The following is a 26,779-nucleotide window of genomic DNA, read 5'->3' as shown; positions in this document are numbered from 1 at the left end:
ACCTTTGGGAACACCCCCATCCCCTCAGCAAAGGATTCCGTATGTCCAACACAGCCCCCTCGCCCACAACCCGGCAGCCCACTCCCGCTGGGCACCGGCTCTGGATCAAGAATCCATTGGCCGCATTCACCGCCAACGGCCTGGACGCCTCGGGCGGACTCGTGGTCAGCGGCGGGCGGATCGCCGAGGTTGTCGGTGCCGGCAAGCAACCCCTGGCGCCCTGGGATGAGACCTTTGACGCCGGCAACCATGTCCTGACCCCGGGGCTGGTCAACACCCACCACCACTTCTACCAAACCTTGACCCGAGCGTGGTCCCCGGTCGCCAACGCCGAGTTGTTCCCCTGGCTGCAAAACCTGTATCCGGTCTGGGCCCGGCTGACGCCACGGGACCTCGAGCTGGCCACCACCGCAGCACTGGCCGAGTTGCTGCTCTCCGGCTGCACCACAGCGGCCGACCACCACTACCTCTTTCCCCAGGGGCTGGAGGACGCCATCGACATCCAGGTCGAGGTGGTGCGCCGCCTGGGCATGCGGGCGACGCTCACCCGCGGATCCATGTCCCTGGGCCAGAACGACGGCGGCCTGCCCCCGCAGTCGACCGTACAGAGCACCGAGGCAATCCTCGAAGACAGCGAACGGCTGATCGGCCGCTACCACGAGCGCGGTGAGGGAGCCACCATCCAGATTGCGCTGGCGCCCTGCTCGCCGTTCTCCGTCACGCGCGAGGCCATGGTGGCCAGCGCCGAAATGGCGGAGAAGCATGACGTGCGGCTCCACACCCACCTGGCCGAAACCTTGGACGAGGAAGACTTCTGCCTGGAGAGGTTCGGGCTGCGCACCGTGGACTATCTGGACAGCGTTGGCTGGCTCACGGAACGGACCTGGCTGGGCCACGGCATCCACTTCAATGATGCCGAGATCGCCCGGCTGGGGGCCGCCGGCACCGCCGTTGCGCATTGCCCGACGTCGAACATGCGGCTGGCCTCCGGCACCGCCCGCGTGCTGGAACTGGAAGCCGCCGGCGTGCCGGTGGGGCTGGGAGTTGATGGCTCGGCGTCCAACGACGCCTCAAACATGATCCTGGAGGCGCGGCAGGCGTTGTACCTGCAGCGCCTGCGCTACGGCGCGGCCGCCGTGACGTGCGAGCGTGCCCTGGGCTGGGCCACCAAGGGCTCGGCCCGGGTGCTGGGCCGCAGCGACCTGGGCGAATTGGCCCCGGGCAAGCAGGCTGACCTGGCCATGTTCCGGTTGGACGAGCTGCGCTTTTCCGGCAGCCACGACCCGATTGCCGCCTTGCTGCTGTGCGGTGCAGACAAGGCCGACCGGGTGATGGTGGGCGGCGTGTGGCGGGTGAAGGACGGTGCCATTGAGGGGCTGGACCTGGCCGGTCTCATTTCCAAGCACAGCCAGGCCGCCCGGCGGCTGGTCGCCGGCTGAGCGGCGCCGTCGGGCTCCACGCCGGTGGCGTGGGGCCTGACGGCTGGCCTCCCAGGGCCCGTCCCGAGCCGTTGATACCCGTTGCTTCGCAGGGGATCGTGTGGCAGCCTCGAAGTGATCCCGCCGCCGGGACGACGACGGGCGACAGCGAAGGAGCACGGCATGGGACTGATCCATATCGACCTGTTCACCACGCTCGACGGCGTCGCGCAGGCGCCCGGCGGGCCGGCGGAAGACCCCGACGACGGTTTCGCGTTCGGCGGCTGGCAGGCGCCCCTCATCGACGAGGTCGTCGGGGAGCAGATCGACGCCGGGATGGCGGGGATGGACGCGCTGCTGCTGGGGCGCCGGACCTACGACATTTTCGCCGCGTACTGGCCGCACGCGAACGGGGACATCGCGCGGCTGTTCAACCGGCTCCCGAAATACGTGGCCTCGCGCCAGACGCCCACCCTCGAGTGGGCCGGCTCCACACTGCTCGGTCCCGATCTCGCCGCTGCCGTGCGCGAGCTGCGCGAGAAGCACGAGAACATCCACGTCATCGGCAGTCTCGACTTCGTGCAGACCCTGTTCGCCGAGCGGCTCTTCGACCGGCTCACGCTCTGGGTGTATCCGATCCTCCTCGGCGGCGGAAAGAAGGTCTTCGCCAACGGGGTCGTTCCGACGAACCTCAGGCTCATCGAGCCGGTCGTCGCCTCACCGAAGGGCGCGGTGCGCCAGCGCTACGCGCTCACCGATGGCACCCCTGGCGTCGGCGACATGTCGGCCATCGACCAGGAGGGCTAGCGGTGCGTGGTTGGGTTGGTCCCGCTGCCGGCACCAACCCAACCAAGCACTGCTTAGGAGGCCTGGTCCTCGTAGTCCAATGCGGCAGCCACCTGGTTGGCCGCGGCCCGCAGCAGCGGAATGGCCCGCTCGGCAAAGGAATCGTCCACCCGGGACACCGGTCCGGACACGGAGATTGCCGTCGGCGTGGGGGCCCCGGGGATCCCCATCGCATAGCACCGCACACCGATTTCCTGCTCGTTGTCGTCAATGGAGTAGCCACGCTCGCGGATCTTCCGCAGATCCACCAGCAGGTCCTCGACATTGCCGATGCTCTTCGCGGTGGGGGTCGGCATGCCTGCCCGGGCCACGATTCCGCGGACCGTCTCATCATCAAGCTGGGCCAGGATCGCCTTGCCCACGCCGGATGCGTGGGTGTGGACCCGGCGCCCTACCTCGGTGAACATGCGCATGGAGTGCGCCGAGGGGACCTGGGCAATGTAGACCACCATGTCGCCGTCGAGCATGGCCATGTTCGAGGTTTCACCCAGCGCCTTGACCAGCGACGTCAATTGCGGCCGGGCCAGGGCACCGAGCTGCCGGCTGGCGCCGTCACCAATGCGGATCAGGCGCGGGCCCAGGGCATAGCGGCGGTTGGGCAGCTGCCGTGCATAGCCCAGCGACACCAGGGTGCGCAGCAGCCGGTGGATGGTGGGCAGGGGCAGATCGGTGGAGCTGGCCAGTTCCGAGAGCGTGACCTCACCGCCGGCATCCGTGATCAACTCCAACAGCTCGAAGACACGCTCCACCGATTGGACTCCGCCAGCCGTTTTTCCAGCCATTGCCTTGATCTCCTGTTTGCTCTGCGTGAAGATTTTTATCCACATCGTGAAAAGTGGACCTCATCCCCAAGATATACCACGTGCCCAACCCGCTGGCGAGCGGCCGTCATGAAGTGCTTGTATTTCCACCAGATAGATAATAATATCCATAATACGAAAACTAACGCCCACGATCCGGTGTCCACCGGGTCACAAGGAGGAACATCAATGGCGATACCCAGCCCCGGCAATTCGATCACCCTGCGCGTTGAAGCGCCCTCGAGTTTCACGGCCACCAGCGAAATCACCGCCGCCGTCGCCAACGCCGGCGCCCTGATCACCGCCCTGGACGTCACCGAGTCCCACCAGGACCGCATCGTCGTGGACGTCACCTGCAACACCTCCAGCGAGGCCCACGCGGAGACGATCAAGGACGCCCTGAACGCCCTGGCGGGCGTGCACGTGCGCAAGGTCTCCGACCGCACCTTCCTGATGCACCTGGGCGGCAAGCTCGAGGTCGTGCCCAAGGTCGCCCTGCGCAACCGCGACGACCTCTCCCGCGCCTACACCCCCGGCGTGGCCCGCGTCTGCATGGCCATCGCCGAAAACCCCGAGGACGCCCGCCGGCTGACCATCAAGCGCAACACCGTCGCCGTGGTCACCGACGGCTCCGCCGTGCTGGGCCTGGGCAACATCGGCCCGGCCGCGGCCCTGCCGGTGATGGAGGGCAAGGCGGCCCTGTTCAAGCAGTTCGCCAACGTCGACGCCTGGCCGGTCTGCCTGGACACCCAGGACACCGAGGAAATCATCATGATCGTCAAGGCCATCGCCCCGGTCTACGGCGGCATCAACCTCGAGGACATCGCCGCCCCGCGCTGCTTCGAGATCGAGGCCCGGCTGCGCGCCGAACTGGACATCCCGGTCTTCCACGACGACCAGCACGGCACCGCCATCGTCACCCTCGCCGCCCTGGTCAACGCCCTGCGCGTGGTCGAGAAGAAAATCGCCGACGTGAAGATCGTCGTCGCCGGGGTCGGCGCCGCCGGCAACGCCATCATCCAGCTCCTGCTCGCCCAGGGCGCCGTGAACGTCGTCGCCTGCGGGCGCACCGGGGCGATCAACCGCGACGAAACCTACACCGACGCGCACCGGACCTGGCTGGCCGAGCACACCAACCCGGAGAACTTCACCGGCTCCCTGCACGACGCCGTCGCCGGCGCTGACGTCTTCATCGGCGTTTCGGGCCCCAACGTGCTCGGCGAGGCGCAGGTCGCCTCGATGGCCAAGGACTCGATCATCTTCGCGATGGCCAACCCGACCCCCGAGGTCGACCCGGCGATCGCGGCCAAGTACGCCGCCGTCGTGGCCACCGGCCGCAGCGACTTCCCGAACCAGATCAACAACGTCCTGGCCTTCCCGGGCCTGTTCCGCGGCCTGCTCGACGCCGGCGTTTCGGACATCACCCCGGAAATGCTCGTCGCCGCGGCCGAGGCCATCGCCAACCGCGTCGGGGACGGGGAGCTCAACGCCTCCTTCATCATCCCCAGCGTCTTTGACCCGCACGTGGCCGGCGACGTCGCCGAGGCCATCATCGGCGTCGTCCACGCCGCCCGCGACGCCCACGCCCACGCCCACGCCAACTAGGAAGGACATCCACCATGGCCCTCACACTGCCCAGCCCCGCACCCCACGAGCGTGCGGACGAAATCCTCACCCCCGAGGCTCTGGCGTTCATTGAAGCACTGCACCGCCGCTTCAACCCGACCCGCACCGAGCGCCTGGCCGCCCGCCGGGTCCGCCGCGAAGAGGTCGCCAAGACCGGCCGCCTGGACTTCCTGCCCGAAACCGCCGATATCCGTGCCGGCGACTGGAAGGTTGCCGAAGCACCGGCCGCGCTGCGGGACCGCCGTGTCGAGATGACCGGCCCCGCCACGCCCACCAAGATGGCCATCAACGCCCTGAACTCCGGGGCCAAGGTCTGGCTGGCTGACATGGAAGATGCCAGCACGCCGACGTGGCACAACGTCATCGACAGCGTCCTGAACCTCAAGGGCGCCGCCCTGGGCGAACTCTCCTACACCTCCCCGGAGGGCAAGGAGTACCGTCTGCGCACCGACGCGCCGCTTGCCACGGTGGTGGCCCGCCCGCGCGGCTGGCACATGGAGGAGCGCAATGTCCTCATCGACGGCGAGCCTGCTGCCGCCGGTTTGGTGGACTTCGGTCTGGTCTTCTTCCACACCGCCAAGGTCCGCCTGGCCAACGGCGAGGGCCCGTACTTCTACCTGCCCAAGATGGAGAGCCACCTCGAGGCCCGCCTGTGGAACGACGTCTTCGTCTTCGCCCAGGACTACCTCGGCATCGAACAGGGCAGCGTCCGCGCCACGGTGCTGATCGAAACCATTCCGGCCGCCTTCGAGATGGACGAAATCCTTTTCGAATTGCGCGACCATGCCTCGGGCCTGAACGCCGGCCGCTGGGACTACCTGTTCAGCATCATCAAGTACTTCCGCGATGCCGGCAAGCAGTTTGTCCTGCCGGACCGCGCCACGGTGGCCATGACGGCTCCGTTCATGCGCGCCTACACCGAACTGCTGGTCAAGACCTGCCACGCCCGCGGCGCCTTTGCCATGGGCGGCATGGCTGCCGTCATCCCCAACCGGCGCGAGCCCGACGTCACCGCTGCGGCCTTCGCCAAGGTCAAGGCCGACAAGACCCGCGAGGCCAACGACGGCTTCGACGGCTCGTGGGTGGCCCACCCCGATCTGGTTCCGGTCTGCCAGGAAGTGTTCGACGCCGTCCTGGGCACGAACCCGAACCAGTTGGGCAAGCAGCGCCCCGAGGTCACCGTCACGGCGGAGGACCTGCTGGACGTGGCCTCGGCCGACGGCACCGTGACGGAGGCGGGCCTGCACCTGAACCTCTATGTTGCCGTTGCCTACACCGCCGTCTGGCTGTCCGGAAACGGCGCCGTTGCCATCCACAACCTCATGGAGGATGCGGCCACGGCCGAAATCTCCCGGTCCCAGGTGTGGCAGCAGATCCGCAACCAGGTGGTGCTGGAGGACACCGGCAACACCGTCACCCGCGAGCTGGTCACCGCCGCACTGGCCCTGGAGACCGAGAAGCTGCGCGGCGAGGTGGGCGATGAGATGTTCGCACGCTACTACAAGCCCGCCAGCGAACTCATCGCCGAGATCACGCTCTCCGAGGACTACACGGACTTCCTGACCACCCCGGCCTACGAGCTGGTGGGCTAGGACATGGCCATCACGCCTTCCCTTGATCCGGCGGATCTGAAGTTCATCGACGAATCGCTGGCCGGCACCGACCAGCTGTTGGAGCGCGGCTACCCGGGCGACGACGGCAGCCGCCAGCCGATCCACACCGTCTATGTGGCGGCCGACCGGTTCAACACCGGCGTTGCCCAGCAGTGGGGCGCCGATGCGCAGGCCACCGCGGACGCCCATGGCGGCCTGGACCGTCTCGCATCCCTGTTGGGGTTCGACGACGAGCTGGCCGGACAGATCACCTCCCGCGTGGCGTCCAAGCTGGCGAGCGAGCCCATCGAGGACCTGCGGCTGGACTTTGAAGACGGCTTCGGCGACCGCGGCGACGCCGTGGAGGACGCGGCGGCGGTTGCCGCCGCCGAACAGGTCAGCCTGGCCGTGGCCGCCGGCACCGCGCCGCCGTTCATCGGCATTCGCTTCAAGTGCTTCGAGGCCCCCACCCGGGACCGCGGGCTGCGCACGCTGGACCTCTTTGTCTCCACGCTGGCCAACGCCGGCGAACTCCCCGAGGGCCTGGTCCTCACCCTGCCCAAGGTCACCACGGTGGCCCAGGTCAAGGCGATGGACTTCGCCGTCGGCCGCCTGGAGCAGATCCATGGGCTTCCCGCCGGACGGCTCCGCTTCGAGGTGCAGGTCGAGACCCCGCAGCTGATCCTCGGCCCGGAGGGCACCTCCCCCGTGGCCCAGCTGCCGCATGTGGTGCCGGGGCGGATCTCCGCGCTGCACTACGGAACCTACGACTACAGCGCCTCGCTGCAGATCTCCGCCGAGTACCAGTCGATGGAACACCCGGTGGCAGATTTCGCCAAGGAGGTCATGCAGCTTGCCGTGGCCGGCACGGGCATCCGCCTCTCCGACGGCTCCACCAATGTCATCCCCCTGGGCGATGGCATCGAGGACGCCTGGAAGCTGCACGGCCGCCTGGTCCGCCGCTCGCTCGAACGCGGCTACTACCAGGGCTGGGACCTGCACCAGGCGCAGCTGCCGACGCGCTACCTGGCCACCTATGCCTTCTACCGCCAAGGCCTGCCGGCCGCGGCGGCCCGGCTTTCCAACTACGTGGCCCGTGTGGAAGGCAGCGTCATGGACGAGCCCGCCACCGCACGCGCCCTCGCGGCATTCGTCCTCCGCGGCGTCCAGTGCGGCGCCGTCGGAACCGACGAGGTCCACACCCTCACCGGCCTGGGCTACCAGGAGCTGGCTGCCCTGGCGCACCCGCGGCTGGCACACTCCACTTCTAAGTAAGGATCCAATGATGGGCAAGTACTACTACCCTCAAGGCGGCCTGCCGCCGCAGACCCACCTCACCACGGAGCGGGCCATCGTCACGGAGGCCTACACGGTCATTCCCAAGGGCGTTATGACCGACATCGTGACCAGCACCCTGCCGGGTTTCTCCAACACCCGCTCCTGGATCCTGGCCCGCCCGATCTCCGGGTTTGCCACCACGTTCTCGCAGCTGATCGTGGAGATCGGCCCCGGCGGCGGTGCCCCCAGGGCCGAGTTCGAAGCAGGCGTCGAAGGCGTCGTCTTCGTCACCAAGGGCAAGGTCAACCTGACCCTCGACGGCGAACTTCACCAGCTTGAGGAAGGCGGCTACGCCTACCTGGCCGCCGGTGCCACCTGGGGCCTGGAAAACGTCTCGGATGACATCGTCTCCTTCCAATGGATCCGCAAGGCCTACGAGCGGCTTGAGGGTTACGAGGCAAAGTCCTTCGTCACCAGTGACGCCGAAGCGGAACCCACCGCGATGCCGGACACCGACGGCGCCTGGAAGACCACCCGCTTCACGGATTCTTCCGACCTGGCCCACGACATGCAGGTGAACATTGTGACGTTCCAGCCGGGCGGGGTCATCCCGTTCCCGGAGACCCACGTCATGGAGCACGGCCTGTACGTCTTGGAGGGCAAGGCGATGTACCTGCTCAACAACGACTGGGTTGAGGTGGAGGCCGGCGACTTCATGTGGCTGCGCGCCTTCTGCCCGCAGGCCTGCTACGCCGGTGGTCCCGGCGAGTTCCGTTACTTGCTGTACAAGGACATGAACCGCCAGATCCGCCTCACCTAGGACCTGCCCAAAAACAGCACGACACACCTCTTCCACAACACGGCGCCGCCCCAGCTTTCCAAGCTGGGGCGGCGCCGTGTTTGCTGGCTCGAAGTTTTCCGACACGGGGTTGACGGAGCTGGCCGCCCAATCTAGTATTTTCATTAGGCAGAAGATACTTTCCATAATATGAAATATGAAAACCCGGGTCCGGCCCCGCACCTCTCCCACACAGAGCAGGCCAGACCCAAGGAAGGAACCCCCATGAGTTACACCGTGAATTGCTCCATCCTCCTCACCGAGCTCCCCCTGCTCGAACGCCCGGCGGCAGCAAAGGCCGCAGGCTTCGACGCCGTGGAGTTCTGGTGGCCCTTCGCCGGTTCCGTGCCGACCGACAAGGATGTGAACGCCTTTGAACAGGCCATCACCGATGCCGGCGTGCAGCTGACCGGACTCAACTTCAACGCGGGCGACATGCCCGCCGGCGACCGGGGCCTGGTGTCCTGGACGGGCCGCTCCTCCGAGTTCACCGACAACATCGCCGTTGTCGCTGGCATCGGCGAGCGTCTGGGCTGCAAGGCCTTCAACGCGCTGTACGGAAACCGCCTGGAGGGCTCCACCGCGGCCGAGCAGGACGAGCTGGCAGTGGCGAACCTCGTTGCCGCCGCCGAAGGCGTGGCCCGCATCGGTGGCACAGTGCTCCTGGAGCCCGTCTCCGGAACCCCGGCCTACCCGTTGAAGACGGCCCAGGACGCCCTGGCCGTCATCGCCAAGACCCAGGCCGCCGGCGTGGACAATGTGAAGCTGCTGGCCGACTTCTACCACCTCGCCGTCAACGGCGACGACGTGGCCGTCGTCATCGAAAACCACGCCAAGGACTTCGGCCACATCCAGATTGCCGACAACCCCGGACGCGGGGCGCCGGGCACCGGCGAACTCCCGCTGGGCGAATGGATTGCCCGCAGCCGCGAGCTTGGCTATAACGGCTATATCGGCCTCGAATACAAGGCCCCGGCCGCGGAAGCCTTCACCTGGGCCATCCGCCAGCGCAGCACCAGCCAGGCCTAGAACCTCTCCCATCTCCCCCCCACTTTCTCCCAAAGGACACATCATGGCGAACGTTGCAGTAATCGGTCTCGGAATCATGGGCCTTCCCATGGCCACCAACCTGGTCAAGGCAGGCCACACGGTCAGCGGCTACAACCGCAGCCAGGAGGCCATCGACAAGCTGGCCGCCGCGGGTGGCCGTGGTGCCACCAGCATTGCCGACGCCATCAAGGACGCCGACGTCGTCATCACCATGGTTCCGGACTCCCCCGATGTCGAGGCCGTTGTCCACGGCCCCGAGGGCGTCTTCGCCAACGCCAAGCCCGGCACCCTGTGGATCGATGCCAGCAGCATCCGCCCCGATGTCGCCAAGCGCCTGGCCGAGGACGCCAAGGCCGCGGGCATCCGGGCCCTTGACGCACCGGTCTCCGGTGGCGAGCAGGGCGCCATTGACGCCGTCCTCTCCATCATGGTTGGTGGCGAGGCCGCCGACTTCGACGCAGCGCAGCCGGTGCTGACCTCGGTAGGCAAGACCATCGTCCACGTTGGCCCGGCCGGCTCCGGCCAGACCGTCAAGGCGGCCAACCAGCTCATCGTCGCCGTCAACATCCAGGTCCTCGGCGAGGCCATCGCCTTCCTCGAGGCCTACGGCGTGGACACCGACGCAGCATTGAAGGTCCTCGGCGGCGGCCTGGCCGGCTCCAAGGTCCTTGACCAGAAGGGCCAGAAGATGCTGGACCGCAACTTCGACCCCGGTTTCCGCCTGGCCCTGCACCACAAGGACCTCGGCATCGTGACCGCCGCGGCCCGCGAGGCCAATGTCGCCGTCCCGCTCGGCGCCGTCGTCGCGCAGCTTGTCGCCGCCACCGTGAACCAGGGCGACGGCGGACTGGACCACTCGGGCCTCTTCAAGCAGGTCCTGCAGCTGAGCGGCCGCAAGTAGACCACACCAGCCGGTTTCGGCCAGCTGGCTCTCTTGGTCTCGACAAGCTCGACCACCGGGTTCCAGGCCCGACCACGGATTTTGCACCACTCAAAACTTTTTAGGAGTACACCATGACCAAGATGCGCACCGTAGACGCTGCCGTCCTCATTCTGGAAAAGGAGGGCGCCACCGAGGCGTTCGGCCTGCCCGGAGCAGCCATCAACCCGTTCTACTCCGCCATGCGCGAGCACGGCGGCATCAACCACACGCTGGCCCGCCACGTTGAGGGCGCCAGCCACATGGCCGACGGCTACACCCGCTCCGCCGACGGCAACATCGGCATCTGCATCGGCACCTCCGGCCCCGCCGGCACCGACATGATCACGGGCCTGTACGCCTCGTGGGCCGACTCCGTGCCGATCCTGTGCATCACCGGCCAGGCGCCGGTGGCCAAGCTGCACAAGGAGGACTTCCAGGCCGTGGACATCGAGTCCATCGCCAAGCCCGTGACCAAGCTGGCCATGACCATCCTGGAGCCGGGCCAGATCCCCGGCGCCTTCGCCAAGGCCTTCCAGCTGATGCGCTCCGGCCGTCCCGGCCCGGTCCTGCTGGACCTGCCCTTCGACGTCCAGATGGCCGAGATCGAGTTCGACATCGACGCCTACGAGCCCCTCCCCGTGGAGAAGACCCGGGCCTCCGAGCGCGCCCTGGAAAAGGCCCTGGACATGCTGACGGCCGCCAAGCACCCGCTGATCGTCGCCGGTGGCGGCATCATCAACGCCGGCGCCTCCGCACAGCTGGTGGAACTGGCCGAACTGCTCAACGTCCCGGTCATCCCGACCCTGATGGGCTGGGGCACCATCCCGGACGACCACGTGCTGATGGCCGGCATGGTGGGCCTGCAGACCTCGCACCGCTACGGCAACGAGACCATGCTCGCCTCGGACTTCGTCATCGGCATCGGCAACCGCTGGGCCAACCGCCACACCGGCGGCCTGGACACCTACACGGCCGGGCGCAAGTTCGTGCACATCGACATCGAGCCCACGCAGATCGGCCGCGTGTTCTCCCCGGACCTGGGCATCACCTCCGACGCCGGCATCGCCCTGGACGGGCTGATCGCCCTGGCCAAGGCCCGCAAGGGGGCCGGCACGCTGCCGGACTACTCCGGCTGGGTGGCCGAGTGCACCGAGCGCAAGGGCTCCCTGCAGCGCAAGACCCACTTCGAGAACGTGCCGATCAAGCCGCAGCGCGTGTACGAAGAGATGAACAAGGCCTTCGGCAAGGAAACCACCTACGTCTCCACCATCGGCCTGTCCCAGATCGCCGGCGCCCAGCTGCTGCACGTGTTCGGCCCGCGCCGGTGGATCAATGCCGGCCAGGCCGGCCCGCTGGGCTGGACCGTTCCGGCAGCCCTGGGCGTGGTGCGCGGCAAGCCCGGCGAGACAGTGGTGGCCCTCTCCGGCGACTACGACTTCCAGTTCATGATCGAGGAACTGGCCGTGGGCGCGCAGTTCAACCTGCCCTACATCCACGTGGTGGTGAACAACTCCTACCTGGGCCTGATCCGCCAGTCCCAGCGCGGGTTCAAGATGGAGCAGAACGTCTCCCTGGCGTTCGAGAACATCAACTCCCCCGAGACCAACGGCTACGGCGTGGACCACGTCAAGGTGGCCGAGGGCCTGGGCTGCAAGGCCATCCGCGTGGAGAACCCCGATGACCTCGCTGCCGCGTTCGACAAGGCCCAGGCCTGGATGAGCGAGTTCCGCGTCCCGGTGATCGTGGAGGTCATCCTGGAAAAGGTGACCAACATTTCCATGGGCACCGAGCTGACCAACGTCACCGAGTTCGAGGACCTGGCCGAGAAGCACCAGGATGCTCCCACCGCCCTGATCGCCCTGCTGGACTAGAAGGTAAAGCCGAATGCGCATCATCGTTGCTCCCGACAAATTCAAAGGCTCGCTGTCTGCACCCGAGGTTTGCCAGTACCTGGAGATTGGACTCAAGACCGTCCTGGCGGATGTCACGGTGGAGCGCATTCCGGTGGCCGACGGCGGCGAGGGAACCCTCGACGCCGCCTTGGGAAGCGGCTTCACCCGCCGCACCGTCACGGTCTCCGGTCCCACCGGAAAACCCCTGGCCGCGGACTTTGCCGTCCGCGGCCGGGAGGCCGTGATTGAAATGGCCCTCGCCTCCGGCCTCGATGTCCTGCCGGAAGGCCGGCTGGAGCCGCTGCGCTCCACCAGCCGCGGCACCGGGGAGTTGATCCTGGCCGCACTGGATGAAGGCTGCACCACCATCACCTTGGGTGTCGGCGGAAGCGCCTGCACGGATGGCGGCGCCGGACTGATCAGCGCCCTGGGTGCCCGGCTGCTGGATTGCGACGGCCGGCGGCTCGCCGACGGCGGCGGGCACCTCGACCGGCTGTGGGACCTCGACCTCAGCGGCCTGGACAAGCGCCTGGCCAGCACAACGTTTGTCCTGGCCAGCGATGTCGACAACCCGCTGCTGGGGCCCGAGGGCGCCGCCGCCATCTTCGGCCCGCAAAAGGGGGCCTCGCCGGCTGACATCGAACGCCTGGAAAAGGGGCTCGAGCGCCTCTACCGGGGTGTCTCCAACCATGTGGGCTCCGACGGCGTGCTGCACATGGAAGCCCCCGGATCCGGGGCGGCAGGTGGCGTGGGTTACGCCGCCCTGGCCGTCCTGGGGGCGCAGCGCCGGCCCGGCATCGACGTCATTCTCGACTTCACCGCGTTGCCGGAACGCCTGGGCCGGGCGGACCTCGTCATCACGGGCGAGGGCAGCCTCGACGCGCAAAGCCTGGGCGGCAAGGCCCCCCTGGGCGTGGCGCAGAGCGCGACGGCGGCCAACGTTCCCGTCGTCGCCGTCTGTGGGCGGACCACCCTCACCGGTGAGCAGCTGTCGGCGGCCGGCTTCCGTGCCGTCTTCGCGCTGACCGCGATCGAACCGAACGTCGAGGTCTGCATGGCCGAGGCCGGCAGGCTCCTCATTGAGGTGGGTTCCAGGATCGGGACGGACTTGGCCGCGTTGACCCGGAAGACCCAACCAACCAGCGTCTAACGGTTGAACCAACGGCGGCCGTGCTGCTTGGCAGGTCAATGATCTGCCAAGCAGCACGGCCGCTTTTTCGTGCCCGGGGGTTTGCCACCACAATGCCGAATGTCCCCGGGGAAACTCCCCGGGGACATTCGGCATTGTGGCTGTGGCGGCTTAGAGGTTCAACGCCTCGGTGAAGTCGCCGCCCTCGAGCCGCCCCTTGAGGGTCTGCAGGAACCGTCCGGCGTCGGCACCGTCGACGATCCTGTGGTCATAGGTCAGGGACAGGTACACCATGGAGCGGAACGCGATGGTGTCCTGCCCGTAGTCGTCGGTCACCACCACGGCGCGCTTGACGATGGCCCCGGTGCCCAGGATGCCGACCTGCGGCTGGTTGATGATCGGGGTGTCGAACAGGGCCCCCACGGAGCCGATGTTGGTCAGGCTGAAGGTGCCGCCCGAGAGTTCATGGGCACCAATCTTCCCGCTGCGGGCCCGCTGGGCCACATCGGCAATGCCCTTGGACAGCCCGTCCAGCTTCATCTCCCCCGCACCGAAGACCACGGGAACCAGGAGGCCCTTGTCCGTGTCCACGGCGACGGCCAGGTGCTGGTCGTGGTGGTAGGTGATCTCCTGGCGGCCCTCGTCGTAGGAGGCGTTGAGCACCGGGTGCTGCGCCAGACCCTCGACGACGGCGAGGGCGAAGAACGGCAGGAACGTCAGCTTGGCGCCGTGGGCCTTCTGGAAGGCGTCCTTGGACCGGGTGCGCAGCGATGCGATGCGGGTCATGTCCACCTCGATGACCTGGGTGAGCTGGGTCGAGGTGTCCAGCGACTGGCGCATCCGCTCGGCGATGATCTGCCGGATCCGCGGTGCCTTCACCGTGGTGCCGCGCAGCGACGCGGGGTCTGCTGCGCCCTTGGGTGCTGCCGGGGCCGGGGCCTGGACCGGGGCCTGTGCGGGGGCCGGGGCAGCTGCCGCAGGCACCGGGACGGCCACGGATGCCGCAGCGGCAGCCGGCACGGCGGTGTGCGTTCCGCCCACATCCGAGAGGGTGATGCGTCCGCCGGGCCCTGAGGCCACCACTGCCGCCAGATCAAGGCCGGCCTGACGGGCAAGCTTGCGGGCCAGCGGGGTCGCGTACGGCGCGTGGCGGTCCGTCCGTGCCGGTGCCACTGCTGCGGCGGCTGAAACAGCCGGAGCGGCGGCGGGGGCGGCAGCGACGGGCTGCCCCGCCTCCCTGTCTTCGACTACAGGGAGGGGGGAATCTGTGGGCGCCGTGGCCTCTTCAATCCGGGCCAGCGAAGCACCGATCTCGGCCACTGCGTCTTCCTTGATGAGGATCTCGGCCAGCCGGCCGGCCCAGGGAGAGGGGATTTCCGTGTCCACCTTGTCCGTGGACACCTCAAGCAGCGGCTCATCCACCTCGACAATGTCGCCAACGTCTTTGAGCCAGCGCGTGATGGTTCCTTCGGTGACGCTTTCACCCAGTTCGGGAAGGACAACAAGTCCAGGCATAGGGGCCTCATTCTGTGCAGGTGGGAAGGAGCTCCGCGTCCGCGGACTGCCACGGCCCTCCGTCATTGGAGCACCGTGCCGCGGTGTTGAACCACGGGCCTGCACGTCATCGCGGACCGCTGCAGGCGGGCTGCAGCGTGGTCCATCCCTGTTGTGAAACCATTCTACGTCAGATTTTGGATAAATGTTTCCACTTAGTGGAATATGAAGAACGATATTTGGCCGATCTCCGCCATGGGCACCCCTGACCCAGTTCCTGCAGCACACACGAAAACCGGCGCCAACGGATCTCCGTTGGCGCCGGTTTTCGTGTGTGCTGCAGTCAGTCCATGCAGCGGCCGTGTTGGTGTTTAGATTTCGCCGCGGCGCAGGAGCTTGCCGGTGGGCGTTTCGCCATCGATGAGCCCGCCACGCAGGTAGGTCTGGCGGACGACACCGGAGAGCGGCTTGCCGGCGTACGGCGTGATCGGGTTCTTGTGCTTGAGCTTGGTGACGTCCACGACAAACGCATCGTCGGCGGCGAAGACGGCCAGGTCGGCGTCGAAGCCCAGGGCCAGCTGGCCCTTGCGGTGCAGGCCGGCCAGCTCCGCCGGACGCTTCGACATCCAGTTCAGGACCTTTTCGAGGGCGATGCCGCGCTGGCGTGCCTCGGTCCAGATCAGGGACAGGCCAAGCTGCAGCGAAGAGACGCCACCCCACGCTACGGCGAAGTCGCCGTTTTCCAGGTCCTTGAGGTCCAGGGTGCTCGGCGAGTGGTCGGTGACGATGCAGTCGATGAGCCCGTCCTCAAGCCCCTTCCAGAGCTTTTCGCGGTTGCTGGCCTCACGGATGGGCGGGCAGCACTTGAAGGCGGTGGCGCCGTTGGGGATCTCCTCGGAGGTCAGTGTCAGGTAGTGCGGACACGTTTCCACCGTCAGGTGGACGCCGTCGGCCTTGGCCGATTCGATCATCGGCAGCGCGTCGGAGGAGGACAGGTGCAGGATGTGGGCGCGGGCACCGGTCCAGCGGGCCCGCTCGATGACCTCTGCAATGGCAATGTTCTCGGCACCGCGGGGGCGCGAGTGCAGGAACTTGTCGTAGTGGTCGCCCCCGGCGGAGGGGGCCCTGTCGATCGCACGGGAATCTTCGGCGTGGACGATCATGACGGAGTCGAAGGTCTTCAGCTCGGCCATGTCCTCCTCCATCTCATCCGCTTCCAGATGGGGGAATTCATCCACGCCGGAGTGGAGCAGGAAGCACTTGAACCCGAAGACGCCCTCGTCGTGGAGGCTGCGCAGGTCGCCCTTGTTGCCCGGGATCGCGCCGCCCCAGAAGCCGACGTCGACAAACGCCTGGTCCTTGGCCGCTGCCCGCTTGAGCTGCAGGGCCTCGACATTGGTGGTGGGCGGAATGCTGTTCAGCGGCATGTCGATGATCGTCGTCACGCCACCGGCAGCTGCGGCACGGGTGGCGGAGGCGAAGCCCTCCCACTCGGTGCGGCCGGGCTCGTTGACGTGGACGTGCGTGTCCACCAGGCCGGGGATCAACGTTTCGTCGTCGGCCAGTTCGATGATCTGGGCGCCTGCCAGGCCGTTGCCCAACGGTTCAATCGCAGCAATCAACCCGTCACGCACCCCCACCTCGCGGGCGACAATGCCCGCTGTGGTGAGTATGCGCTGGCCCCGAAAGACCAGGTCAAACTGGGGCTTGGATGATTCAGGCATTTAACTTTTCCCTTGTTCGGATTGCGCGGACGGCCTGCCGCCGGCAACCGGCGGCAGGCCCACGCAATGACGTGAATGAATTTTGTTGTCTGTACTACAGAGTCTAGGAAGCGAGCGGACCGGAGGTCACTGGCCAGCCGATGACTTTTTTGGGCCTCGGCGTGGCATAGGTGCGGACCTTGGAGGTCGAGAGCCCCATCCGCACCAGGGATTCGGCAATGGTGACGGCGGCAGCGACGCCATCGACCACTGGCACACCCGTCCTGGCGCGGACCTGGTCGTCCAGGCCGGCCATGCCGCCGCAGCCCAGGACGATGACTTCGGCTTTGTCATCATTGACAGCCTTTTCCGCCTGGTCAACGATGGCCTGCACTGCCCGTTCCGGCTCTTCTTCGAGCTCCAGAACGGCCATGCCGCTGGCCCGCACCGAGGCGCACCGGGCGTCGAGTCCTGCCAGTTTGAGCCGGTCCTCGATCAGGGGGACGGCCCGGTCAAGGGTGGTCACCACCGAGTACTTGTAGCCCAGGAACATCGCGGTGCTGGCTGCCGCCTCCGTGATGTCCACGACGGGGACGTCCAGGAGCTCCTGGAGCCCCTCACGCCCGTGTTCCCCGTACCCGGCCTGGATGACGGCGTCGAACGGTTCGGGGTAGGAGAGCACCTTGTCCATCACCGCGATGGCGGCCAGGTAGCTCTCAAAGTTTCCCTCGCAGGATTCGGCGCCGAAGTTCGGTGTCAGTCCCACGATTTCCGTGCCGGGCGATGCCACAGCCCTGGCCTGGGCCGCGATGGAGTCGGTCATGGATTGCGTGGTGTTGACGTTGAGAACGAGGATGCGCATGTCTTCTTCTTTGCTCTGGTCGTGGGTGTCGGGGGTGGGCCGGTTAGTGGACGCTGGGGACGGCGATCGGCTCGCCGGAGACGTCCTGGAAGGTGCGCTTGCGGTCCGCGATGGCGTAGTAGACCACCGCGGCGATGCCGGCGGCGAAGAACCAGGAGAAGGAGGACAGGGACACCAGGGCCGGGACGAAGGCGATCAGCAGCGAGATCGCCGCGGCGATCGCGAAGGCGGTGATGGCGCGCGGGTTGAACCCGTTCTTGTAGAAGTACGCGCCGGTCTTCTGCTCGGTGTACAGCTCGGGGACGTTGACGCGGGCCTTGCGGATCAGCCAGTAGTCGGCCATGATCACCCCGAACAGCGGGCCCAGCAGGGCGCCGAGGCCGCCGAGGAAGTACACGATGACCACCGGGTTGTTGTACAGGTTCCAGGGCAGGATGACCAGGCCGATCAGGGCGCTGATCAGGCCCGCGCGGCGGAAGTTCAGCTTCTTCGGGAACAGGTTGGTCAGGGCGTAGATCGGGGCGACGAAGTTGGCCATCAGGTTCACCGCGACGGTGAGCACCAGCAGCGCCAGGGCCGCCAGGACCAGCAGGAGCGTGTTCGGGATGGTCTGGACGATGTCCGAGGGGCTGGAGATGACCTGGCCGTTGATCTTGAACTGGGCCCCGGCCAGGACCACGACGATGGAGCCGAAGAGCAGCATGTTGATCGGGATGCCCCAGAAGTTGCCCTTGACGATCGACTTGCGGGTCGTGGAGGAGCGGGTGAAGTCGCAGAAGTTCAGCACGAACGTGGCGTAGATGGACACCCACAGGGCGCCGCCGGCGAAGATCTCCCGCCACATGTCCCCGCCCTGAAGGGCGTGGTCGGTGGACCAGGCGATGGAGGCGCCGGCCTGGAAGAACATCCACACGGCCAGGGCGATCATGGTGACCAGGATGATGGGGCCGGCGAAGGCCTCGTACTTGCGGATCATGTCCATCCCGTAGGAGACGATGAACACCTGCAGGATCCACAGCGCGATGAACGTGATCCAGCCCAGCGAGGACAGGCCCAGGATCGAGTTGGTGTCCATGGATGCCAGGGACGGGACCAGGGCGATGAGCAGCACGCGCAGCACCAGGGAGGCCAGGTAGGTCTGGATGCCGAACCAGGCGATCGCGACCGCGCCGCGGATCAGGGCCGGGATCTGGGCGCCGTGGATGCCGAAGGAGATCCGGCTCATCACCGGGAACGGGACGCCGGTCTTGTGGCCCATGAAGCCGGAGAAGTTCAACAGCCCGAACAACAGCACCGCGCCCACGCCCAGGGCCAGCAGGATCTGCCAGCCGCCCAGGCCCAGCGCGAACAGGCCCAGCGCGAAGCCGTAGTTGCCCAGCGAGTGCACGTCGTTGGCCCACAGGGTGAAGATGCTGTAGGAGGTCCAGCGGCGCCCGGCGGCCTGGGTCGGGGCCAGGTCCTGGTTGTACAGCTGCGGGCTGGTCGGGGGCAGGTTCGCGGCCAGCGCCCCGGCCGGCGGCGCGTGCAGGATGTGGTCGGCGTGATCGCGGTGCTGGTGGTGGTGCCTGCCGTCGTCATGGTGCGATTCCGCGACCGCTTCTGTGAGAGGCGAGCTCTCCGGAGTGAGTGTCATGGTGGGGGCCGATCTCTAGTTCCGCTCCTCAATGTGAGGTTGAACACAACTGTAGATAGGTTCCGATGTTTTCGCAATAGGAGATTTGATTTCCACAATACGGAAACTGGAGATTTGACTTCCGCCGTCCGGATCTGCGTGGCATTCGATGCACGCAAGCCCCGGATCCTGCTGCCCCGCGGACCCGGCGCCCGGCAGGGGTGGGCCGGGACGCAAAAAATCCCGCATATGACGCTGCAGCAAAAGCGTCATATGCGGGATTTGGCAGCGCAGGCTGCGGGCAGTCCCCTGTGGAACTACTGGGCCGGTGCCACCAGGACATCGATGCCGCTGTCGGCAAAGGCCGCCAGCTGGGCTTCGGTCACACCGGAGTCGGTGATGAGCTTGTGGAAGCGGTACCCCTCCATGGTGGCGAACGCGCGCTGGCCGATCTTGGAGGAGTCGGCCAGCATGTAGGCCTCCGTGGCGCGGCGGGCCATCAGCGAATTCACCGTGGCCTCGCCCTCGTCGTTGATGGTGGGGCCTACGCCGGGCTCGATGCCGTTGACGCCGATGAACGCGAAGTCCAGCGCCACCTTCTGCAGGATGATGTCGGTGTACGGGCCCACCAGCTCGTATGAGCGCGGATTCACGATGCCGCCGGTGACCATGATCTTGAAGTTCGGGCGCACCACCAGCTGGGCCGCGATGTTGATGGCGTTGGTGACCACCGTCAGCGTCGGCCGGTTGGAGGGCTCCATCAGATCCGCACGGGTGGAGAGCACCTGGGCCAGCGCCGTGGATGTGGTGCCGCCGCACAGTCCGATGACGGCGCCCTTGGGGATCAACGCACTGGCCGCCAGTGCGATCTGGTGCTTCTGCTCCGCATGGTCGTCACGGTTGTAGCGGCCGGGCAGGTCATAGGCCACCGAACCGGCCGTGGCCCCGCCGCGGGTGCGGCTGAGCAGGCGCTCGTTGGCCAGCGAATCCAGGTCCCGGCGGGCCGTGGCCGGCGAGACGCCCAGCTTGGTGACAATGTCATCCACCTCAACCGAGCCGGCGCCGGCCAGCAAGTCCAGGATGGCCGCCAGGCGTTCGGTGCGGTTCACGAGGCCTCCACCGGTGACAGATCCGTGGCGAGCGCGAAGAGCTGGAGCAGTCGCGCCACCTCGGGCACCAGGGCGGCCCGGCCCGCGCCGAGGTACTTGCGGGAGTCGACGACGGCGGGGTTGGCGTCCAGGTACTCGCGCACCCCGCGGGTGAAGAAGCCGTTCAGGTGCGTGGAGACGTTGATCTTGGTCATGCCCGCGGTGATCGCGGCCACGATGTTCGCATCCGAGACGCCGGAGGAGCCGTGCAGCACCAGCGGCACGTCCAGCGCTGCCTTCAGCGCCGCGATCCGCTCCAGGTTCAGCGCGGCGGAACGCTCGGTCATGGCGTGCGAGGAGCCCACGGCCACAGCCAGGGCGTCGACGCCCGTCGCGGCCACGAAGGCGGCGGCCTCGGCGGGGTCGGTCAGCACGCCCGGAGCGTGCGCCCCGTCCTTGCCGCCCACCTTGCCCAGCTCGGCCTCGATGTAGACACCGCGCTCGTGGGCATACTTGGCCACGCAGGCCGTGGCCTCAACGTTTTGCTCGTACTCGAAGTGCGCGCCGTCGTACATGATGGAGCCAAAGCCCAGGTCCACGGCCTGGCGGGCCAGGGCCTCGTCCTCGGCGTGGTCCAGGTGCACAGCCACGGGAACGCTGGCCTTGCGGGCTGCGGCGAGGGTGGCCAGGGCCACCGGCTCCAGGCCGCCGTGGAACTTGGCGCAGTTCTCGGAGATCTGCAGGATCACCGGCAGGCCGGCTGCCTCGGCGCCGGCCACCAGCGCCTCCACCGTTTCCAGGTGGATCACGTTGAATGCGCCCTGGCCGGTGCCCGCTGCTGCTGCTGCGTCCATCAATTCACGGGTGGGGGTCAATGCCATCGGGAAATCCTTTTGAGTCGGTGCGTCTGGAAACAATCTTCGGGTCGAACAACGCCGTCGCCGGCGTCAGTGGTGCGTCACGATCAGCTGCTCCGCCAAGGTGGGGTGCTCGGGGGAAATTTCCCCGGCCCCGGGCATCAGCACGGCGGCGGCGCTCCAGGCCGTGGCCGCGCGCAGCATGTCCTCCAGCGATCCGGTGCCGGTGGCAAGCACGGCGGCGGCCGCACTGACGGCGGCGTCCCCGGCCCCGGTGGGGTTCCCGGCCAGCGGCGCCGGGAGCTTGGCCTGGATGTAGTGGCCGGGGTCGGCGGCGTCGAAGGCGAGCATGCCCTCCTCCCCCACGCTGACCAGCACGCGCCGGGCACCGAGTTCCATCAGCTTCCGGGCCGCGGTGGGCAGGTCCGTCTCGCCGACGGCCTCCATGAGCTCGTGGTTGTTCGGCTTGAGCAGGTCCGCGCCGGCGCGGGCGGCGGCCAGGATCCCCTCCCCCGAGGTGTCAATGACGGCAGGGATGCCGGCGTTGTGCGCCAGCGCCACCAGGGCCGGGTAGAAGTCCGCCGGGGCGTTCTCCGGCAGGCTGCCCGAGCCCACCAGCACGCCGGCCCCGTCCAGGGATTCGACGACGGCGGCGGCCAAGGCGCGCCAGCTGGCGGCCGCCAGCGCGTGGCCCGCCTCGTTGAAGATGCTGGTCTCGCCGTTCACCGTGTCCACCAGGGCGATGGTGCGGCGGGTCTGCGCCTCCACCTCCACCAGGCGGTGCGGCACGCCGCTGGCGGCCAGGTCGGCGCGGAACTGCTCGCCCGCGGCCCCGCCCACGGTGGCGATGGCGAGTGTGGCATAGCCCTGCTGGTGCGCCACGCGGGAGACATTGATGCCCTTGCCGCCGGCGCGGTTCAGCGGCGCCGGAACCCGGTGCGAGGAACCAAGTTTCACGCCGTCCACCCAGTAGGTGACGTCCACGGCCGGATTGGGGGTCACAGTGACCACCCTCCCGTGCGCGGGGACGGACGCGGCGGGCGCCGCCTCAACCTCGGCCGCGACGGATAGGTCCGGGGCCGATGCCATCTCGATGCTGCCCATCATGCACCTGCCAGCATCTCGCGGGCCTTCAGCGCTGAGCCGATCAGGCCCGCATTCTGGCCCAGTTCCGCGTGCACCAGCCGGGGCCGGCGGTGGAAGGTCAGCAGTGCGTCAATCCCGGCGGCCAGCGGCTCGAACAGCGCCGGTCCCGCCATGGAGAGCCCGCCGCCCAGCACCACTGTCTCGGTGCCCAGCATGGAGACGCATTGGGCCAGGCTGAAGGCCAGCGCGTCCACACCACGGGTCCAGGCCGCGGCGGCCGCGGCATCGCCGGCGGCGGCACGGTCCAGCACGTCCCGGGCACCGTTGACGGCGGTGCCGGTGGCCTCCTGGTAGGCAAGGGCGATGGCGCGGGCGGAGCCGACGGATTCCAGGATGGCCAGCGGGCCCTCCGGGGTGGGGACGAGGGCATGGCCGAGTTCGCCGGCGTAGCCCGCGCCCCGGACGCGGTGGCCATCGCACACCACGGCGCCGGCGATGCCGGTGCCGATCACCATGACCACGACGTTGGATTCACCGCGGGCCGCACCGATCTTCAGCTCCGCCTCGCCGGCCATGGCGACGTCGTGGCCAAACGCAACGGGCAGGCCGAGGCGCTCGGTAAGCCTGGCGGTGAAGGGGTAGTCCTTCCAGCCCAGGTTGGCCGAATAGATGCCAACCCCCGTGGCCTCGTCCACCAGGCCGGGCACCGTGACGCCGATGGCGGCCACGGGCGAGTCGGGGTGGTTGGCCTGGTAGTCGGCCGTCAGTTCAACAATCCGCTCCACAATGGCGTCGGCGGTGCTCACGGACGCCGCCCCCTGCTCGATGCCGGGCGTGGGCAGGCGCTGCAGATCCCGGATCTCGATGGCCCCGGGGGCAATGGGCCCGGCCAGCAGACCCACCTTCATGTCCGTTCCGCCAACGTCAAAGGCCAGCACGGTGGGTGCGGCGGCTCCGCCGCCGGCATCGGGGGCAGGCGACTCGGAGGTCCGGGTCAACATGTTCATCAATATCCTCATAGCGGTTGGCCAGCTCCGGCGCGGAAAGAGCGCACGGCCCGAAGGGCTGGACGGGGGGGCTGGACGGGTCGGTCGGCGCACCTTTTTCTGATTGAAATCCTACCATTTGGTGATCGCTTATGACGGATATATGCAATAAATGATCAACTTCGATCCAGCAACCATCTGCGCCCCCAAGCCGGAGGCGGGCAGCCTATATCTGCACCCCGTTGACAAAATTGAATCTTTTTACCCATGGTTGTAATTTCTGTCACACCGGTGTCATAGTCAACGTGTTATCCATAACAATTGCCTGTTCCGCCGCGGCACGCTGTCGCCGGAACATGTGCACCCCACGGCACGAAGGACATCGCATGACCACCCAGCACACCAGAAAACCCCCGTGGCGCGGCGCCTCATTCCAGCGGGTGGCAGCCTGTGCGGCAACAGCCTCCCTGGTCGCCGCACTGAGCGTCGGAACCGGCGCTGTAGCCGCCGACGCCGCACCCGATGTGTCCGGAACGCCCGTGGCACCGGGCCAATACACGCTCCTCGGCACGGATTCGCAATCGCCGGCCTATCCGGCACCGCCCGCCCTGGACGGAACAGCCGCCGGTGCCTTCGACAACGACTACGCCTCGCAGTGGACCGTGGCCTACAAGATGGTCAACGACGCCGGCGTGGCCGACCCCATGCCGCACTGGATCTCCTGGGATGTGGGCGGATCGTTCACCCTGACGGGCCTGGACTACTCCGTCAAGAACCAGGCCAACGGACCCGTGAAGAACTTCAAGGTCTTCGCCACCACTGACCGCAGCATTGCCACCGACCCCGCCGGCGATTGGGGTGCGCCGGTGGCAACCGGCAGCTTTGCCCAGCCAACCAGCCAGACGGCCGTCCAGACTGTCCTCTTCGACAGCCCGGTCAAGGCCCGCTATGTGAAGTTTGAGGCCGACAGCGCCGTCAACGGCAGCACCAATGCCTCGGCGTCGGAGCTGCGCGTGCGCGCCGTGGGCGACACCACGCCCCAACCTGTGCCGCCGGCACCTCCCGCCGATCCGGCCACGCCCGTGAAGATCAGCAACGGAAAGGGCCTGGATGTGCTGGTGGGCAAGGAATTCCCGCAGGTCATCTCCTACACCCTGGACGGCAAATCGCTCTCCGGCCAGGCGGACCTGCTCAAGGACTTCGCCATCAACGGCACAAACCACACCGCCACCACCACCGCGAGCGCGGCGAAGGATTCGGCCAGCTACACCTCCACGTTCGCGGACTTCCCCAACCTGTCCATCGAATCCTCGATCACCGTCACCAAGAACAACACCGTCGACTTTGCCGTCACCAAGATCTCCGGCAGCGCGGCCGCCACGGTGGACCACCTCGCCATCCCCAACCAGTCCCTCGTCTCGGTCGATTCCGGGGATGCCCGGGCCCAGTTGGCCCGCACCAGGATCTCCAGCGATTCGACCACCACGGCGGACCAGTTCGTGCCGGTGATCGGCACGTCAACGCCGGATGCGGCCCCGGTCGGCACACCGTATGGTTTTGTCAGCAACTCCGCACTCTCGGCCGGCCTGTTGACCAACGCCACGGACGACTCCGCACAGGACAGCAACACCAACTGGAACAGCCGGTTGCAGTCGCAGATCCTCGACGCCGGCAACGGCGCCAAGCGCGCCGCGCTGTCCACCGGCACCTACACGTACGCCGCGGCCGGTGCCACGGATTCCCGCGTGCAGTTCTATGCCCTGCCCAAGACCACAGTGGTGCTCTCCGCCGACGCCAACGGCGACGGCAAGGCCACCTGGGAAGATGGCGCCATCGCGTTCCGTGCCGCGATGGCGGCGCCGCTGGGCTCGGACCGCGTCCCCGAGCGGGTGGTCCAGCACATCCCGTTCAACTTCGCCTCCGAGGCAACCAACCCGTTCCTGAAGACCCTGGACAACGTCAAGCGGATCTCGATGTCCACCGACGATCTGGGCCAGTGGGTGCTGGAAAAGGGCTACGCCAACGAGGGCCATGACTCCGCCCATCCGGACTATGGCGGAGACTACAACACCCGCGCCGGTGGACTGGCCGAGCTGAACACGCTGACCAGCACCGGGGCCAAGTTCAATGCCGATGTCGCCGTCCATGTGAACGTCACCGAGGCCTACCCGCAGGCCCAGAGCTTCAGCGAGGGCATGATCTCGGGCCAGGTCAACGGCTGGGACTGGCTGAACCAGTCGTACCACATCGACCAGCGCACGGACCTTGGCACGGGCGCCATCCTGGACCGCTTCGCCCAGCTCCGCAAGGAGGCGCCCGGCATCAAGACCGTGTACATCGATGCCTACTATTCCAGCGGCTGGCTGGCCGACCAACTGGCCGCGCAGCTGCGCACGATGGGCTTCGAGGTGGCCTCGGAATGGGCCTGCAAGTTTGAGGGCAACTCCGTCTGGTCCCATTGGGCCAACGACAAGAACTATGGCGGCGCCACCAACAAGGGCATCAACTCCAACATTGTCCGGTTCATCTCCAACGCGGACCGCGACGTCTGGAACACCGATCCCCTGCTGGGCGGAACCCAGATCAAGGAATTTGAGGGCTGGACCGGCCAGAACGATTGGAATACGTTCTACAGCAACATTTTCACCTCCAACCTGCCCACCAAATTCATCCAGCACTTCGACGTCACCAACTGGAACTTCGGCACGTCGGCCACCCTGACCGGCGGCGTCGGAATCACCATGGTGGACGGCCAGCGCCAGATCACCATGGGCAACGCCGTGGTCCTGAAGGGCGGCACGTACCTGCTGCCCTGGCAGGACGCGAAGAACAATGGCCAGACCACCTCGCCGGCCAAGGCCGACAAGATGTACTTCTACTCGGCGGACGGGGGCACCAGTACGTTCACGCTGACCAGCCAGTTCGCCAAGACCCGCAACTTCGACCTCTACAAGCTCACCGACCAGGGCCGGGTCAAGGTCTCGGACATCACCGCCGCCAACGGCACCGTGACGCTGACCGGCGACAAGGGCACCCCCTACGTGCTGGCACCCAACGGGGACAAGCCCGTCAACAAGGACGCCGACTACGGAGACGGATCCCCCGTGGCCGACCCTGGGTTCAACGCCGGAAACCTCATGGGCTGGAATCCGACCGGTGGCGCCGCCATCTCGCGCACCGCGGCGGGCGACAACATCGCGGTCCTGGGCACGTCGTCGTCGGCCATTTCCCAAACCATCAAGAAACTGGACAAGGGCAAGAAGTACACGCTCAGCGCCAACGTTGACATTGCGGCCGGCAACCGCCGTGCCGTTACGCTGGCCGTCAGCGGCAAGGATCTGGCCGCGTCCAACACCTTCGACATCACCCCAGCCGAGAACACTGTGGCAGCGGATGCGAAGGCTGGCACGAATTCACAGCGCGCCTCGGTGGCGTTCACCGTGCCCGCCAACGGCAAGGTGGACGTATCCATCGGTGCCGTGGCCGGGTCCGCCGCCGTCACCCTCGACGATGTCCGCATCATGGAGGATACGACGACGCCGGTGGCCGGAACCAGCGGCAACATCGTCGCATCCGCCAACTTTGAAGGCAACCAGCCCGGCTGGGGACCCTTCGTGAAGGGCGGCGCCGGCGGGGTCACCGATCCGCGCACCAGCATCAGCAACCTCCACCCCCCTACTCGCAGAAGGAATGGAAGAAC

The 26,779-nt window shown here is 67.3% G+C and carries 19 protein-coding genes and 1 pseudogene; 11 read left to right on the top strand and 9 right to left on the bottom strand.

Annotated elements, in window-relative coordinates; genetic code table 11:
• Nucleotides 1-41: 41 nt before the first annotated feature.
• Nucleotides 42-1,439, top strand: coding sequence for an 8-oxoguanine deaminase (locus ACQCSX_RS19555; RefSeq protein WP_427016874.1), 1,398 nt, complete (start codon nt 42-44; stop codon nt 1,437-1,439).
• Between the two features lie 162 nt (nt 1,440-1,601).
• The gene (locus ACQCSX_RS19550) at nt 1,602-2,225 is read left to right on the top strand and encodes a dihydrofolate reductase family protein (protein WP_427016873.1); all 624 of its coding nucleotides are present in this window, start codon (nt 1,602-1,604) and stop codon (nt 2,223-2,225) included.
• Nucleotides 2,226-2,278: 53 nt separating this feature from the next.
• Here the strand turns inward: ACQCSX_RS19550 and ACQCSX_RS19545 are convergent, their stop codons facing one another.
• A complete protein-coding gene (locus ACQCSX_RS19545; protein WP_427016872.1) occupies nt 2,279-3,046 on the bottom strand; it encodes an IclR family transcriptional regulator in 768 nt (255 codons plus the stop codon).
• A gap of 207 nt (nt 3,047-3,253) precedes the next feature.
• On the opposite strand from ACQCSX_RS19545, the gene ACQCSX_RS19540 reads away from it, so the two are divergent.
• The 8 genes from ACQCSX_RS19540 (at nt 3,254) to ACQCSX_RS19505 (ending at nt 13,412) form a co-directional block, all read left to right on the top strand.
• Entirely contained in the window at nt 3,254-4,669 is a 1,416-nt protein-coding gene (locus ACQCSX_RS19540; RefSeq protein ID WP_427016871.1) for an NAD-dependent malic enzyme, read from the top strand.
• Between the two features lie 14 nt (nt 4,670-4,683).
• Entirely contained in the window at nt 4,684-6,282 is a 1,599-nt protein-coding gene (gene aceB / locus ACQCSX_RS19535; protein ID WP_427016870.1) for a malate synthase A, read from the top strand.
• 3 nt (nt 6,283-6,285) lie between these two features.
• Nucleotides 6,286-7,557 carry a DUF6986 family protein gene (locus ACQCSX_RS19530; protein ID WP_427016869.1) on the top strand — a complete coding sequence of 424 codons (1,272 nt, stop codon included), beginning with the start codon at nt 6,286-6,288 and terminating at the stop codon, nt 7,555-7,557.
• 10 nt (nt 7,558-7,567) lie between these two features.
• Nucleotides 7,568-8,380 (top strand): bifunctional allantoicase/(S)-ureidoglycine aminohydrolase, encoded by an 813-nt coding sequence (locus ACQCSX_RS19525; protein ID WP_427016868.1) that lies wholly within the window; start codon nt 7,568-7,570, stop codon nt 8,378-8,380.
• Nucleotides 8,381-8,623: 243 nt separating this feature from the next.
• Nucleotides 8,624-9,427 carry a hydroxypyruvate isomerase family protein gene (locus ACQCSX_RS19520; RefSeq protein WP_427016867.1) on the top strand — a complete coding sequence of 268 codons (804 nt, stop codon included), beginning with the start codon at nt 8,624-8,626 and terminating at the stop codon, nt 9,425-9,427.
• A gap of 43 nt (nt 9,428-9,470) precedes the next feature.
• On the top strand, nt 9,471-10,349 hold the full coding sequence (locus ACQCSX_RS19515) for a 2-hydroxy-3-oxopropionate reductase (protein WP_427016866.1): 879 nt from the start codon (nt 9,471-9,473) through the stop codon (nt 10,347-10,349).
• 113 nt (nt 10,350-10,462) lie between these two features.
• Entirely contained in the window at nt 10,463-12,241 is a 1,779-nt protein-coding gene (gcl, locus tag ACQCSX_RS19510; protein ID WP_427016865.1) for a glyoxylate carboligase, read from the top strand.
• Between the two features lie 13 nt (nt 12,242-12,254).
• The gene (locus ACQCSX_RS19505) at nt 12,255-13,412 is read left to right on the top strand and encodes a glycerate kinase (RefSeq protein ID WP_427016864.1); all 1,158 of its coding nucleotides are present in this window, start codon (nt 12,255-12,257) and stop codon (nt 13,410-13,412) included.
• Nucleotides 13,413-13,562: 150 nt separating this feature from the next.
• On the opposite strand, the gene sucB is transcribed toward ACQCSX_RS19505, so the two are convergent.
• From sucB to ACQCSX_RS19465, 8 genes are all read right to left on the bottom strand, one after another.
• Nucleotides 13,563-14,972, bottom strand: coding sequence for a 2-oxoglutarate dehydrogenase, E2 component, dihydrolipoamide succinyltransferase (sucB, locus tag ACQCSX_RS19500; RefSeq protein WP_427016863.1), 1,410 nt, complete (start codon nt 14,970-14,972; stop codon nt 13,563-13,565).
• A gap of 284 nt (nt 14,973-15,256) precedes the next feature.
• On the bottom strand, nt 15,257-16,609 hold the full coding sequence (gene allB / locus ACQCSX_RS19495) for an allantoinase AllB (RefSeq protein WP_427016862.1): 1,353 nt from the start codon (nt 16,607-16,609) through the stop codon (nt 15,257-15,259).
• A gap of 103 nt (nt 16,610-16,712) precedes the next feature.
• The gene (locus ACQCSX_RS19490) at nt 16,713-17,450 is read right to left on the bottom strand and encodes an aspartate/glutamate racemase family protein (protein WP_427016861.1); all 738 of its coding nucleotides are present in this window, start codon (nt 17,448-17,450) and stop codon (nt 16,713-16,715) included.
• A gap of 43 nt (nt 17,451-17,493) precedes the next feature.
• Nucleotides 17,494-19,083 (bottom strand): NCS1 family nucleobase:cation symporter-1, encoded by a 1,590-nt coding sequence (locus ACQCSX_RS19485; protein WP_427016860.1) that lies wholly within the window; start codon nt 19,081-19,083, stop codon nt 17,494-17,496.
• A gap of 296 nt (nt 19,084-19,379) precedes the next feature.
• Complete coding sequence (locus tag ACQCSX_RS19480) at nt 19,380-20,171, bottom strand: DeoR/GlpR family DNA-binding transcription regulator (protein WP_427016859.1); 792 nt, start codon at nt 20,169-20,171, stop codon at nt 19,380-19,382.
• A complete protein-coding gene (locus ACQCSX_RS19475; protein WP_427016858.1) occupies nt 20,168-21,031 on the bottom strand; it encodes a class II fructose-bisphosphate aldolase in 864 nt (287 codons plus the stop codon). Before ACQCSX_RS19475 ends, ACQCSX_RS19480 begins: the two co-directional genes overlap by 4 nt.
• Before the next feature lie 66 nt (nt 21,032-21,097).
• Entirely contained in the window at nt 21,098-22,114 is a 1,017-nt protein-coding gene (locus ACQCSX_RS19470) for a 1-phosphofructokinase family hexose kinase (protein WP_427016857.1), read from the bottom strand.
• Nucleotides 22,111-23,100, bottom strand: a complete 990-nt coding sequence (locus ACQCSX_RS19465) for an ROK family protein (protein WP_427016856.1) — start codon at nt 23,098-23,100, stop codon at nt 22,111-22,113. Before ACQCSX_RS19465 ends, ACQCSX_RS19470 begins: the two co-directional genes overlap by 4 nt.
• 335 nt (nt 23,101-23,435) lie before the next feature.
• Between ACQCSX_RS19465 and ACQCSX_RS19460 the strand changes: the two are divergent.
• Nucleotides 23,436-26,558: pseudogene (locus ACQCSX_RS19460) on the top strand (endo-alpha-N-acetylgalactosaminidase family protein); the annotation flags it as partial.
• Nucleotides 26,559-26,779: the final 221 nt, after the last annotated feature.

It is taken from the genome of Pseudarthrobacter sp. P1 (assembly GCF_050156935.1).
Classification (GTDB): Bacteria; Actinomycetota; Actinomycetes; order Actinomycetales; family Micrococcaceae; genus Specibacter.
The sequence above is the reverse complement of the archived record's forward strand: the minus strand, read 5'-3'. Positions and strand labels throughout refer to the sequence as shown.